General features: G+C 61.4%; 12 protein-coding genes and 3 pseudogenes. 10 read left to right on the forward strand and 5 right to left on the reverse strand.

Annotated features, from left to right (window positions below; translation table 11 throughout):
* Nucleotides 1-93: 93 nt before the first annotated feature.
* The 3 genes and pseudogenes from HLUSI_RS34095 to HLUSI_RS34105 form a co-directional block, all read left to right on the forward strand.
* A pseudogene (locus HLUSI_RS34095) lies at nt 94-642 on the forward strand (TRAP transporter substrate-binding protein); the annotation flags it as partial.
* A 142-nt stretch (nt 643-784) separates the two neighbouring features.
* A pseudogene (locus tag HLUSI_RS34100) lies at nt 785-862 on the forward strand (hypothetical protein); the annotation flags it as partial.
* A gap of 81 nt (nt 863-943) precedes the next feature.
* Entirely contained in the window at nt 944-1,159 is a 216-nt protein-coding gene (locus HLUSI_RS34105) for a hypothetical protein (protein ID WP_050977700.1), read from the forward strand.
* A 9-nt stretch (nt 1,160-1,168) separates the two neighbouring features.
* Here HLUSI_RS34105 and HLUSI_RS0111655 read toward each other — a convergent pair whose 3' ends face one another.
* Nucleotides 1,169-1,612: a hypothetical protein gene (locus tag HLUSI_RS0111655; protein ID WP_016834150.1), complete on the reverse strand. Its 444-nt coding sequence runs from the start codon at nt 1,610-1,612 to the stop codon at nt 1,169-1,171.
* Between the two features lie 127 nt (nt 1,613-1,739).
* Between HLUSI_RS0111655 and HLUSI_RS0111660 the strand changes: the two genes are divergently transcribed.
* On the forward strand, nt 1,740-1,988 hold the full coding sequence (locus tag HLUSI_RS0111660) for a DUF3297 family protein (protein ID WP_029363418.1): 249 nt from the start codon (nt 1,740-1,742) through the stop codon (nt 1,986-1,988).
* A gap of 107 nt (nt 1,989-2,095) precedes the next feature.
* Here HLUSI_RS0111660 and HLUSI_RS0111665 read toward each other — a convergent pair whose 3' ends face one another.
* The 3 genes from HLUSI_RS0111665 to HLUSI_RS0111675 all read right to left on the reverse strand — a co-directional run bounded on the left by HLUSI_RS0111665 (nt 2,096) and on the right by HLUSI_RS0111675 (nt 6,101).
* A complete protein-coding gene (locus HLUSI_RS0111665) occupies nt 2,096-3,478 on the reverse strand; it encodes a hypothetical protein (RefSeq protein ID WP_238533985.1) in 1,383 nt (460 codons plus the stop codon).
* 132 nt (nt 3,479-3,610) lie between these two features.
* Complete coding sequence (locus HLUSI_RS0111670; RefSeq protein ID WP_016834153.1) at nt 3,611-5,899, reverse strand: NADP-dependent malic enzyme; 2,289 nt, start codon at nt 5,897-5,899, stop codon at nt 3,611-3,613.
* A 16-nt stretch (nt 5,900-5,915) separates the two neighbouring features.
* Nucleotides 5,916-6,101, reverse strand: coding sequence for a hypothetical protein (locus tag HLUSI_RS0111675; RefSeq protein ID WP_016834154.1), 186 nt, complete (start codon nt 6,099-6,101; stop codon nt 5,916-5,918).
* 50 nt (nt 6,102-6,151) lie between these two features.
* Here HLUSI_RS0111675 and HLUSI_RS28240 point away from each other — a divergent pair.
* From HLUSI_RS28240 to HLUSI_RS0111700, 5 genes and pseudogenes are all read left to right on the forward strand, one after another.
* Nucleotides 6,152-6,981, forward strand: a pseudogene (locus HLUSI_RS28240) (LysR family transcriptional regulator).
* Between the two features lie 106 nt (nt 6,982-7,087).
* Nucleotides 7,088-7,951 carry a LysR substrate-binding domain-containing protein gene (locus HLUSI_RS28245; protein WP_083830920.1) on the forward strand — a complete coding sequence of 288 codons (864 nt, stop codon included), beginning with the start codon at nt 7,088-7,090 and terminating at the stop codon, nt 7,949-7,951.
* Nucleotides 7,952-8,057: 106 nt separating this feature from the next.
* Nucleotides 8,058-8,963, forward strand: coding sequence for a transcriptional regulator GcvA (gene gcvA, locus HLUSI_RS0111690; RefSeq protein WP_029363420.1), 906 nt, complete (start codon nt 8,058-8,060; stop codon nt 8,961-8,963).
* A 74-nt stretch (nt 8,964-9,037) separates the two neighbouring features.
* Complete coding sequence (locus HLUSI_RS0111695) at nt 9,038-9,865, forward strand: DMT family transporter (protein WP_016834157.1); 828 nt, start codon at nt 9,038-9,040, stop codon at nt 9,863-9,865.
* 51 nt (nt 9,866-9,916) lie between these two features.
* Complete coding sequence (locus HLUSI_RS0111700; RefSeq protein ID WP_029363421.1) at nt 9,917-10,690, forward strand: SDR family oxidoreductase; 774 nt, start codon at nt 9,917-9,919, stop codon at nt 10,688-10,690.
* A 115-nt stretch (nt 10,691-10,805) separates the two neighbouring features.
* Here the strand turns inward: HLUSI_RS0111700 and HLUSI_RS32620 are convergent, their stop codons facing one another.
* Entirely contained in the window at nt 10,806-11,018 is a 213-nt protein-coding gene (locus tag HLUSI_RS32620) for a hypothetical protein (RefSeq protein WP_157137833.1), read from the reverse strand.
* Between the two features lie 301 nt (nt 11,019-11,319).
* Between HLUSI_RS32620 and HLUSI_RS31035 the strand changes: the two genes are divergently transcribed.
* Nucleotides 11,320-12,165 (forward strand): putative Ig domain-containing protein (locus HLUSI_RS31035; RefSeq protein WP_029363422.1); only part of this gene is annotated, 846 nt, incomplete at its 3' end.

The following is a 12,165-nucleotide window of genomic DNA, read 5'->3' on the forward strand; positions in this document are numbered from 1 at the left end:
GGCGCCGGCGCAGCAGGCGCTTCAATGGCCGCGCTCGCATTTCCTTCCCTGGTCTGGGGGCAGGCGCAGTTCAGGATGAAGTGCGCCAACATCATGCCGGCCGATCATCCGCTCAATGTGCGGCTCACCGAGGCGAGCGCCAGGATCAGGGAGCAGACCAACGGCCAGGTCGACATCAGCATTTTTCCCTCCAGCCAGCTCGGCACCGATGCGGACATGCTGTCGCAGGTGCGCGCCGGCGCGATCGACTTTTTTGTCCAGTCCGGTCTTATCCTCGGGTCGCTGGTGCCGGTGGCCGCAATCAACGGCATCGGCTTTGCCTTCTCCGATTATGGGAAGGTATGGCAGGCGATGGACGGCCCTCTGGGCAAACACATCCAGGCGGCTTTTCTGAAATCCAACCTGATCGCATTCGACAAGATGTGGGATAACGGCTTTCGTCAGGCGCTGTCTTCGGCCAAGCCGATTCGCACGCCCGAAGACTTCAAGGCGTTCAAGATCCGCGTTCCCCCCAGCCCGCTCTGGACGTCGCTGTTCAAGTCGCTCGGCGCCGCGCCGGTGTCGATTCCATGGGCCGAGACCTACTCGGCATTGCAGACCAGGATGGCGGATGGCATCGAGAACGCACTGGCCACCATCTATTTTTCCAAGATGTATGAGATATCCAAACACCTCTCCTACACCAACCACATGTGGGCGCGCAGCAGGCGCTTCAATGGCCGCGCTCGCATTTCCTTCCCTGGTCTGGGGGCCCCGCCAGTTCAGGATGAAGTGCGCCAACATCATGCCGGCCGATCATCCGCTCAATGTGCGGCTCACCGAGGCGAGCGCCAGGATCAGGGAGCAGACCAACGGCCAGGTCGACATCAGCATTTTTCCCTCCAGCCAGCTCGGCACCGATGCGGACATGCTGTCGCATACGCGCGATATCGTCGTCAAGGTGATGAACGAAGCCGCCGTAAAACAGCGAACTGATGTCGAGAAGCTCAACGGTGAACTCGCCGGCAATCTCGGGACGAAAGGCGTGCAGTTCACCAAGGTCGATCGGGCGCCGTTCCAGGAGAAGCTGCGCCAGGCCGGTTTCTATGGCGAGTGGAAGCGCCGCATGGGCGACGAAGCGTGGTCCCTGCTTGAAGCAACCACCGGGAAGCTGGCCTGACGAGATTTTTCAATGCTTGTAAAGAATTGCCTTCAGGAAAAACTTGAGATCCCTCTCCAGATCCGCGCCGAAATCCTGTCTGGCCACGCCGCGAAACTCCAGCGGCTCCAGCAAGGGCTCGATGGAATCGGTTATCCGGATGGCGCCGCCCAGGGCGTCGAATTTGATGGAATAGACGTAGTCGGGGTTGGCCGCAGACTCAGGGGTTTGCGCATGGCGACGTACGCGAAAACTCAGGCTCAGGTATTCCGGCTTGTGGCCATCCTCGTGCAGTTCATCGCTCCACCAGTTTGCCGCCTGCAATTCAAGCCGCAGCGCGGCGACCGTGGTCTTCACCGCGTCAACGGCGCGGGACGTGATCATGTCGAAATCTTCCAGCGCCTGCCGGGCGTCGTCTGCCGCCGCCTGTTTTTCCTGCCTTATCTCGCGTATCGCATCGTCAAGTATGCCCATGGCTGTTTCTCTTCTTCATGTCGTCGAAGAGGGAATGGTAGCCGACAAGCGCCGGCACGCCTCGGAGAAATGCGGCGATCTCAACAAAGAATTGTTTTGCGCAATCTTATCGTCGATAATTGTCGCCATGAACGACACTACACAACGCCCCCCGCTCCCCGACCGGCTCTCGATCGATCCGCGCAGCCCTCACTTCAACGCCGCCATCTTCGAGCATGAAGTCGGCATCAAGCTCAACGACAAAGAGCGTACCGACGTCGATGAATATTGCATCAGCGAAGGATGGATCAAAGTCCCGGCCGGCAAGGCCCTGGATCGCAAAGGTAATCCCCTGCTGACCAAGGTCAAGGGCAAGGTCGAAGCTTTTTACAAGTAGCAATATTGTCGTAACGACATTTCTTTTTCAGGATCGTTTGCGAAAAGGGCACGTGCGTTAATTGCACGTGCCCTTTTTGCTGCCGCCGACAGACGCGGATGGCAGGCTCAGAACTTGGTCGCAATACCCAGTCCCCATTTGCGCTCGGCGTCGCCGGTGTCTGGCAGCAGGCCGTTCGAATAATCCAGGCTCAGGCCGACGTTCTGGTTGAAGTTGTAGGTCAGCGCGCCCTTCCAGTAGTGGATGCTGCGCGAGCCCTGCAAAGCCTTGAGGCCGGTATAGGTGGTGGTGAAGTCGAACGGCAGCTTCGGGTTGGTCGATGCCAGCGTGAAGCCGGCCTGCGCGCCGAGGCGGATGAAGTCCTGATGCTGCTCGTAGACCGCCGCTTCACCGCGATTGAGATAGGTGCCGTTGCGGCTCTGGCCGATCAGGATGGGCTTGAAGGCAAGGCCGTTGTTCCAGCGGATGAAATCGTTGAGGATGCCGGGACGCACCATCGTGTAGGTGAAGTTCACGGTGAGCAGGCGGCTGCCGTCGGAGCTGTTGACGAGATAGTCCGGCCGCGCCGTCAGGTCTTCGGTGTTGGCCGATCCCGGATGGACAAAGTGGAACGACGAAAGCACCCCGGCCTGGCCGGTGCGCGTGGTATCCACCGTGATCGCGCCGCCGTTGTAATTGGTGACGCGATTCTGCTTGAAGCCGACGTAAGGCACCGCCTCGTACGTGCTGCCGTTGCCATCCATCGGACGCTTGTCGAAGGAATAGCCGGCAAACACCACGATGTCGTTGGTGCGCGACTGCGCCACGTCATCATTGGCCAGCGTCAGATGCGCCCGCTCGACCGAGGCATAGGCGGCCTGGTTGCTGCGATCGATGGACAACTGATCGGGATTGCCGCGCACGCGCACCGGATCCATCCAGCCCGGCTCATGGGTTACCGGCTGGTTTGTTGCGGGAGCGGCAGCAGCGGCAGGTTCTGCTGCTGCGGCTGTAGCCACAGGTGCAGGTGCAGCAGTCATGGTCGCCGCCGACGCCGCATGCGGCAAGCTGAGTTGCGCGTTGCCCTGCACGCAGGCGAGACTGCCCTGATTGTCGGCGTCGAAGAACGACGCGACGGTAGTGCGACCGCTCGGTTTGAACTGCGCGTCCTTGTCGTCGAGCAGATGTTGCAGGTCATCGGCAATGTGATCCGCGTTGCAACTGTCGCCCGTGCAGGCGCCGCCTGCGGATTTCCCGGCGGCGCGTTTCTTGAGCACCCATGAGGCCAGCGCCCGGTATGACGACAGCGGCGCAGGGTGTTCTCCCACAGCGAGGTAGGCGGTGCTTACCGGATAGGCGGCAAGCAGGCGCGCCGCCAGCTTTTCCTTGTCCACTTTCAGATCGGGTGCGCACAGGCCCGCAGCATCCGCATCCGCCGCCTGGGCCGGTGAGATGGCGCCGGAGGCGGACAGCAGCATCAGCGCCGCCAGCGATTGCATGCGTCTTCGCATGGATAAGCTTGTTGTCGTGGCAATAAATGGCATTCGTTTTCCCGCTCGAAAGCAGGTATGAACGCGCTGCACCGAAGAATGTTCAATGCCGATTGCAATTCATGGCGACGACAAGGCCGGTCCGCGATGCATTCACGCCGGACGATTCGCATCCAGGACCGTCAGCGCCGCCATGTTGATGATGCGTCGCACGGTGGAGCTGGATGTCAGGATATGCACCGGCGCATTCACGCCGAGCAAGAACGGACCCACCGCCACGTTGCTGCCCGCGGCCGTCTTGAGCAGGTTGTAGGCGATATTGCCAGCGTCGACATTCGGGCACACCAGCAGGTTGGCGGAGCCTTTCAGCCGGGAGCTCGGCAGGATCTGCAGACGCAGGGCTTCGTCCAACGCGCAATCGCCATGCATCTCGCCATCGACTTCGAGCGTCGGCGCACGTTCGGTAATGATGTCGAGGGCGCGACGCATCTTGCCGCCGGATGCCGAGCTGGCCGAGCCGAAGTTGGAGCGCGACAGCAGCGCGGCTTTCGGCTCCAGGTTCAGCCAGGTCATTTCTTCCGCGGCGGCGATGGTGAATTCGGCGATCTGCTCGGCGCTCGGATCGTCGTTGACGTGCGTATCCACCAGGGCCACCGTGCGCTGATCGAGCAGCAGGATGTTCATCGCGGCATAGGTGTTCGCACCGGGCTTCTTGCCGATGACCTGGTCGACATAGCGCAGATGGTCGTGATAGGCGCCGACGGTGCCGCAGATCATGCCGTCGGCGTCGCCCAGGCGCACCATCATGGCGCCGATCAGCGTCAGGCGGCGGCGCATTTCGACGCGCGCCATTTCCTTGGTGATGCCTTCGCGGCACATCAGGTCCCAGTACGTGGTCCAGTATTGATGGAAGCGTTCGTCGTAATCCGGGCTGGTGACTTCAACGTCTTGTCCCAGGCGCAGGCGCAAGCCGAATTTCTGGATGCGCGCCAGCAGGACTTCGGGACGGCCGACCAGGATCGGCCGCGCCAGTTTTTCATCGACGATCACTTGCACGGCGCGCAGCACGCGTTCGTCTTCGCCTTCGGTAAACACGATGCGGGCCTTGTCGCCGTCGCGCACGCGTTGCTTGGCGGCCGCGAACAAGGGCTTCATGAACGCGCCCGAATGGTAGACGAATTGCTGCAGCTGTTCTACGTAGGCGTCCAGGTCGGCGATCGGACGCGTGGCGACGCCGCCTTCCATCGCCGCCTTGGCGACTGCCGGCGCGATGCGCACGATCAGGCGCGGATCGAACGGTTTCGGGATGAAATATTCGGGGCCGAACGACAAGTCGTAACTGCCGTAGGCGGCTGCGACGACATCGTTCTGCTCTTCTTCCGCCAGGCCGGCGATGGCATACACCGCGGCGATTTCCATTTCACGCGTGATGGTGGTGGCGCCGACGTCGAGCGCACCGCGGAAGATATACGGGAAGCACAGCACGTTGTTGACCTGGTTCGGATAGTCCGAGCGGCCGGTCGCCATTACGATGTCGTCGCGTACCGACAGCGCGACCTCGGGCAGGATTTCCGGGGTCGGATTGGCCAGCGCCAGGATCAGCGGACGTGCGGCCATGGTGGCGACCATTTCCTTTTTCAGCACGTTGCCGGCGGATACGCCGAGGAACACGTCGGCGCCTTCGATCACCTGCGCCAGCGTGCGCAAATCGGTCTTGCGCGCATAGCGTTCCTTGTCCGGATCCATCAGCGTAGCGCGGCCTTCGTAGACCACGCCTTCGATGTCGGTCACCCAGATATTTTCCAGCGGCAGGCCCAGGTCCATCATCAGCTCCAGGCAGCCCAAGGCGGCCGCACCGGCGCCCGAGACCACCACTTTGACTTCATTGATGTTCTTCTTGACGACTTTCAGTCCGTTGATGAAAGCAGCCGATACCGTGATTGCGGTGCCGTGCTGATCATCATGGAACACCGGAATTTTCATGCGATCGCGCAGCTGGCGCTCGACGGTGAAACATTCCGGTGCCTTGATGTCTTCGAGGTTGATGCCGCCGAAGGTTGCTTCCAGGCCGGCGATGATCGTCACCAGCTTGTCCGGATCGGTCTCGTTGATCTCGATATCGAAGACGTCGATGCCAGCGAATTTCTTGAACAGGACCGCCTTGCCTTCCATCACCGGCTTGGAGGCCAACGCGCCGATATTGCCGAGCCCGAGGACGGCGGTGCCGTTGGTGATGACGCCGACCAGATTGCCGCGCGCGGTGTAGCGGAATGCATTGAGCGGATCGGCCACGATCTCTTCGCAGGCCGCGGCCACGCCCGGGGTGTAGGCCAGCGTCAGGTCGCGCTGGGTGACCAGGGGCTTGCTGGCGTTGACGGTGATCTTTCCGGGGGTTGGAAACTCGTGGTAATCCAGCGCGGCTTGTCGGTCTGTCGTGTTCATGTGCTCGTCCTCTTTCCTAGGTGCGCCGGGCAATTGCCGGCGGCAGGTTGTTGGTGGTCTGTTGTCGGTCTGCCATCATTGTTTTATTGGCTTGGCGTTTTTGCTTGTTCTGGCGCTCAAACCGCTTTCTTTTGCGCTCGTCACCGGATGACTTGAAGCAGTGACTTGAGGCGATTTTAGGGAAGAGGTATATCAAGATCATTTTGTTTTATTATGTGTGCATCACTTTTTCATGATGAAAGCCGGGATCTGATGGAGGTATTCGACGCAAATGCGCTGCTCAGGCGCTTGAGCACGCGCCTGAAAATGCGCCATCTGCTTTTGTTGTTGCAAATACGGCAATACAAATCGCTGACCCGCGTCGCCGAGCACATGGCCAGCACGCAACCGGCCATCACCAACGCGCTGTCCGAGTTGGAAGGCATGTTCGGCGGTGCGCTGTTCGATCGGTCCGCACGCGGCATGGCGCCCACCGAACTGGGCAAGGTGGTGCTGGAGCGGGCCGGGGCGATGGTCCACGATCTGCGCCACCTGGTGCGCGACATTGAGACGCTGACGTCCGGCCATGCCGGCCACCTGCATATCGGCATCACGCCCTTCATCTCGGGACAGTTGCTGACCAGCGCGATCCAGCGCACCCGGCCCGACGGCGACCAGCGGCTGACCGTCACCATTCATGAGGGCACCAGCGACCAGCTGCTGGCGCAATTGAGCGATCACGCCCTCGATCTGGTGATCGGACGCGCGTCGTCCGGCGTGAACCTGGAGAACATCCGCTTCGAAGTGCTGTACCGTCAGCAGCCGCGACTGATCGCCAGCCGGTGGTGGAGAGCTACTCGGCGAAACTGATTGGCGAAATGATCGTCTCCAATGAGCGGGCGATATCGATCGTGCCCTCCGACATCGCGGAAGAGCTGGTGCGTGTCGCCGGCGTGGCGATCGTGCCGTATTCGTTTGACTGGACGCTTTCGCCGATCGCCTTGTTCAGGCGCTCGGATGGCGTCGAGCGCAAAGCGGACCAGCTGTTTGCCGAAGCCTTGCGCGCCGTTTGCCGGGAGACATACGCGGGGTCGCTATCGTAGGACTGTAGAAATCGGTGCTGTGCCGCCGTGCATCCCGGCAAGGTAGGAAATGTTCTATCATGAGCTCTCATTCATGACAGGCGATCTCCCGGCCGCTCGCGAAAAAATGAGAGACCTTCCTCCCACCGCCACATTGCGCGCCTTCGAAGCGGCGACGCGCCACGCCACCTTCACCTCCGCTTCCGAGGAGTTGCACGTCACCCAAAGCGCGGTCAGTCATCAGCTCAAGCATCTTGAGGAACTGTGGGGACTGCAGCTGTTCCAGCGTGGAAAATCATTGGCCCTGACGCCAGCAGGCGCGGCGCTGGCGCCGATCGTGCGTGAGTTCTTCATGAACCTGGAGGCAACGCTCACGGATCTGCGCGAGCAAAAGGGCCGGGTCCGGCTCAAGGTCAGCACCACCTACTCCTTCGCGCTGAAATGGCTGCTGCCGAGATTGCCCGGTCTGTCCCGACTGCATCCGGAGATCCTGGTCACGCTGGAAACCACCGACAAGGCCATTCATTTTTCCAGCACCGAGCCGGACGTGGCAATCCGTTTCGGCAATGGAAATTATCCCGGCCTGCATTCGGAGTTCATGTTCAGGGAGCAGATTTTCCCGGTGGCCAGTCCGGACCTGCTGGCGCGCCTGGGCACGCCGCGCAAGCCCGCCGAGTTATTGTGCTACCCGCTGCTGACGCGCGCCGGCGCCGATCTGGTGCGTCCGCCGGTGGTGGAGAGCTACTCGGCGAAACTGATTGGCGAAATGATCGTCTCCAATGAGCGGGCGATATCGATCGTGCCCTCCGACATCGCGGAAGAGCTGGTGCGTGTCGCCGGCGTGGCGATCGTGCCGTATTCGTTTGACTGGACGCTTTCGCCGATCGCCTTGTTCAGGCGCTCGGATGGCGTCGAGCGCAAAGCGGACCAGCTGTTTGCCGAAGCCTTGCGCGCCGTTTGCCGGGAGACATACGCGGGGTCGCTATCGTAGGACTGTAGAAATCGGTGCTGTGCCGCCGTGCATCCCGGCAAGGTAGGAAATGTTCTATCATGAGCTCTCATTCATGACAGGCGATCTCCCGGCCGCTCGCGAAAAAATGAGAGACCTTCCTCCCACCGCCACATTGCGCGCCTTCGAAGCGGCGACGCGCCACGCCACCTTCACCTCCGCTTCCGAGGAGTTGCACGTCACCCAAAGCGCGGTCAGTCATCAGCTCAAGCATCTTGAGGAACTGTGGGGACTGCAGCTGTTCCAGCGTGGAAAATCATTGGCCCTGACGCCAGCAGGCGCGGCGCTGGCGCCGATCGTGCGTGAGTTCTTCATGAACCTGGAGGCAACGCTCACGGATCTGCGCGAGCAAAAGGGCCGGGTCCGGCTCAAGGTCAGCACCACCTACTCCTTCGCGCTGAAATGGCTGCTGCCGAGATTGCCCGGTCTGTCCCGACTGCATCCGGAGATCCTGGTCACGCTGGAAACCACCGACAAGGCCATTCATTTTTCCAGCACCGAGCCGGACGTGGCAATCCGTTTCGGCAATGGAAATTATCCCGGCCTGCATTCGGAGTTCATGTTCAGGGAGCAGATTTTCCCGGTGGCCAGTCCGGACCTGCTGGCGCGCCTGGGCACGCCGCGCAAGCCCGCCGAGTTATTGTGCTACCCGCTGCTGACGCGCGCCGGCGCCGATCTGGTGCCGAAATGGGCGCTCTGGTTCCAACAGGTGGGCGTGAGCATGTCCGCGCTCAAGGAAAGCGTTCGCTTCGCCGACACCAACATGACCATCGAAGCGGCCTTGCTGGGGCAGGGGATTGCCCTGGCGCGCAGCGGCCACGTGGAAGCCGAGATCAGCGACGGCAGCCTGGTCCGGTTGTTCAAGGCGCCGTTCCCGTCTCCGGTCGCCTACTATTTTGTCTGTCCGAAAGGCACGGAATCGCAGCCCCACGTCGTCAGTTTTCGCGACTGGCTGCTGGCGGAATCGAGCGAAGCCGAGAAAAATTATCGCTGAAGCATGAGTAATTGCTCATGCCTCAATGAGGAGACTTCGCTTTAACCGCAGCGCTGCTTTGCTTAGTATGGCGCATGCCTTTTCACATCGTTGCCCTGATACTTTTTGCGGCCTTGCTGCACGCAAGCTGGAACGCACTCCTGCGCGGCGGCGCCGACAGGCTGTGGTCGATGACGGTCATGTGCCTGGCGGTGGCGCTGGCCAGCCTCGCAATCGCCTTGTTCCTCGCGCCTCCCGCCCAGGCCAGCTGGATGTATGCGGTACTTTCGGCGGTGCTGCATGTCGGCTACAACCTGTTTCTCGTGCGCAGCTATCGTGCCGGCGACCTCGGGCAGACTTATCCGATTTCGCGCGGTTCTTCTCCCTTGCTGATCACCATCGCGGCATCGGCTTTCGCCGGCGAACGGGTCGCGATGAGCGCTCTGCTCGGCATCGCACTGGTGGCCGGCGGCATCATTTCGCTCGCCTTCAACGGACGCAAGCTGGCGGTGCCGAGTTTGCCGTATGCGCTGGGGACCGGCTGTTTCATCGCCGCCTACAGCGTGGTGGACGGCATCGGCGTACGCCTGTCCGGCGCGCCGATGGCCTACACGGTATGGATGTGCGCCTTGTGGGGCGTGCTGATGCCGGCGGTCTACATCGGCCTGCGCGGGGCGAATCATCTATTCACCATGCGGCCCGGATTCAGCACGGCTTTCATGGGCGGCCTGGTCTCGCTGCTGGCCTACGGCATCGTCATCTACGCCATGTCCGGCGCACCCATGGGCGCAGTGTCGGCGTTGCGTGAAACCAGCGTGCTGTTTGCGGCGTTGATCGGTTACTTCTTCCTCGGCGAGACGCTGACTGTTCGCAAGATGCTGGCGTGCGCAGTGATTGCCGCCGGCACCATCATCATCGGTTGACGGCGCGGCATGCACGCGCCCGATCTTCACCATCACATGGAGGTTTACAAAATGGATACCCTTTCACGCTCACAGTCACAGGCGCCGCTGATCCTGATCACCGGCGGAAGCCGCGGCGTGGGTGCCGCAACCGCGCGGCTGGCAGCCGTCCAAGGTTACGACGTCGCGATCAGCTTCGTCTCCAACGAGTCCGCCGCGCTCGCGGTGGCGGCGGATGTGGAGGCGCTCGGACGCCGCGCGTTGGCGGTGCGCGCAGACAGCGCGGATCCTGAACAGGTCGCACAGTTGTTCACGGCGATCGACCGCAGCTTCGGCCGCATCGACGTACTCGTCAACAATGCCGCGATGCTGTCGCCGCAGTCACGGCTGGAGGACCTCGGATTCGCGCGCATGCAGCGCATCTTCGCCGTCAACGCGATCGGTCCCATCCTCTGTGCGCAGCAGGCGGTGAAGCGGATGTCGACGCGTCACAACGGGCGCGGCGGCGTGGTGGTCAACATCTCATCGGCCTCGGCCCGGCTCGGCAGTCCCAACGAATACGTCGACTACGCCGCCTCGAAGGGCGCCCTCGAGACCTTCACCACCGGCTTCGCCAAGGAGGTTGCGCGCGAAGGCATACGCGTCAATTGCATTCGCCCCGGCCACATCTACACCGAGATGCATGCCAGCGGCGGTGAGCCGGGGAGGGTGGATCGCGTCAAGGATTCGATCCCCATGGGAAGAGGCGGCCAGCCCGAAGAAGTGGCGCGCGCGATCCTGTGGCTGGCGAGCGCGGAGGCGTCCTTCATCACCGGCACCTTCCTGGACGTCACCGGCGGCAAGTAGGTTGCCGGGAGCTTCAGTCGCGCCATGGCCGCATTTAGCTCATTGGCAGCGCGGTTGGATCGCCAGCAATCGAGGCCATCGCGCATCTCCGCCGCCTTCGTGCGACATCGCTCGTTCACGTCAGCTGTCCCGCAGAATTGACGCGGCAGCCGAAGCAAATCCGTTGCCTGTCCATTTGATAATTAAAAATTTTAAAAAAGTGAGACAGGCGGTCAAATGCAGGCTGGCGGCTCTGTAGTATCCCCCGCAAAACAGGCATGCGAATGGGGCCGGTTTTGAACGTCCATCCGTGGGATGACTTTCCGTCGGTTTCTTGATCGCTTTTCATCGATTTGTCCGGCAAGAGTCACCAGCGATGTAGCGCGTTTGGGCTACATACCGGATGGGAGTTTCTCTATAGCCTTTACCAGCTATGCAGCGCGCATTTCTGCTGTCGCTTACAAGACAAAAACATGAACCACAATCAAAAACGATCATCCAGGGGAACGCATGTTCAACTCGGCAACAACGGCGTCGCACATCGCTTTCTTTCGTCGTGGCGATTGACCTCGGTATTGACATCGCTATTGAACTCACTTGGGCGACGTGCACGCATCGCTGCAAAAGCAGCATGGCCAAGCGTCATCGCATTGACGACGGCACTCCTGCTGTTGATGCCGGCGAGCTGGTTCAATCCGGCCTATGCGGTCGGGCCGCCGATTACGATATCGATCGGAGCCGTCAATCTGCAGCGCGGGCTTGCCGCCACTTTGCAGGCAACTGCCAGTGGCGGCACTGCCCCCTATACATACGCGGTTACCGGCGGTGCGTTACCGCCAGGCCTGAACCTTGCGGCAGCTACCGGCACCATCTCCGGGATACTTTCCGCCGCCGGTTCATATTCGTTCACGCTTACCGCCACCGACAGCAACAATTTCACCGGCGCGCAAGGATTCGGCGGCAACGTCGGTGCGGGTGCACCGGTGACCGCCAACAGTGGAGCAGCGGTCGGCTACGGCAGCAGCAATAACAGCATCCCGGCGTCGACTACCGGCGGCACCCCGACTGCCCTGAACATCATCACGGGAGCGGCGCACGGCACGGCAACACCCAACGGCGTCAACGCATTTACCTATACCCCGACCCCCGGCTACAGCGGCACGGATACCTTCAGCTACACGGCGACCAATGCTATCGGTACGTCGAATGTAGCGACCGTCACTGTCACTGTCGGCGCGCCAACGATCGTGATTACGCCATCGACGACATGGTTTGCCACGCAAGGTGCGAGCTATACCCAGACGCTGACCTGGAGCGGTGGCGCCGCACCCTACAGCGCCATCACCGTGATCGGTTTGCCGACGGGATTGACCTTCTCCAGAACACCTTCGAGTGCGACGATCTCGGGTACGCCGACACAGACGGGAAGCTTTTCCGTGACGGCATCGGCAATCGACAGCAGCACGCCGACACCGATCGCCAAGGCAAAGATTTTC

It is taken from the genome of Herbaspirillum lusitanum P6-12, assembly GCF_000256565.1.
Taxonomy (GTDB): Bacteria; Pseudomonadota; Gammaproteobacteria; order Burkholderiales; family Burkholderiaceae_D; genus Herbaspirillum; species Herbaspirillum lusitanum.

Coding starts and splice junctions, on each gene's coding strand:
- HLUSI_RS34105 (WP_050977700.1), top strand. CDS start 944: ATGAACGAAGCCGCCGTAAAACAGCGAACTGATGTCGAGAAGCTCAAC.
- HLUSI_RS0111655 (WP_016834150.1), bottom strand. CDS start 1,612: ATGGGCATACTTGACGATGCGATACGCGAGATAAGGCAGGAAAAACAG.
- HLUSI_RS0111660 (WP_029363418.1), top strand. CDS start 1,740: ATGAACGACACTACACAACGCCCCCCGCTCCCCGACCGGCTCTCGATC.
- HLUSI_RS0111665 (WP_238533985.1), bottom strand. CDS start 3,478: ATGCGAAGACGCATGCAATCGCTGGCGGCGCTGATGCTGCTGTCCGCC.
- HLUSI_RS0111670 (WP_016834153.1), bottom strand. CDS start 5,899: ATGAACACGACAGACCGACAAGCCGCGCTGGATTACCACGAGTTTCCA.
- HLUSI_RS0111675 (WP_016834154.1), bottom strand. CDS start 6,101: ATGATCTTGATATACCTCTTCCCTAAAATCGCCTCAAGTCACTGCTTC.
- HLUSI_RS28245 (WP_083830920.1), top strand. CDS start 7,088: ATGAGAGACCTTCCTCCCACCGCCACATTGCGCGCCTTCGAAGCGGCG.
- gcvA (WP_029363420.1), top strand. CDS start 8,058: ATGAGAGACCTTCCTCCCACCGCCACATTGCGCGCCTTCGAAGCGGCG.
- HLUSI_RS0111695 (WP_016834157.1), top strand. CDS start 9,038: ATGCCTTTTCACATCGTTGCCCTGATACTTTTTGCGGCCTTGCTGCAC.
- HLUSI_RS0111700 (WP_029363421.1), top strand. CDS start 9,917: ATGGATACCCTTTCACGCTCACAGTCACAGGCGCCGCTGATCCTGATC.
- HLUSI_RS32620 (WP_157137833.1), bottom strand. CDS start 11,018: ATGAAAAGCGATCAAGAAACCGACGGAAAGTCATCCCACGGATGGACG.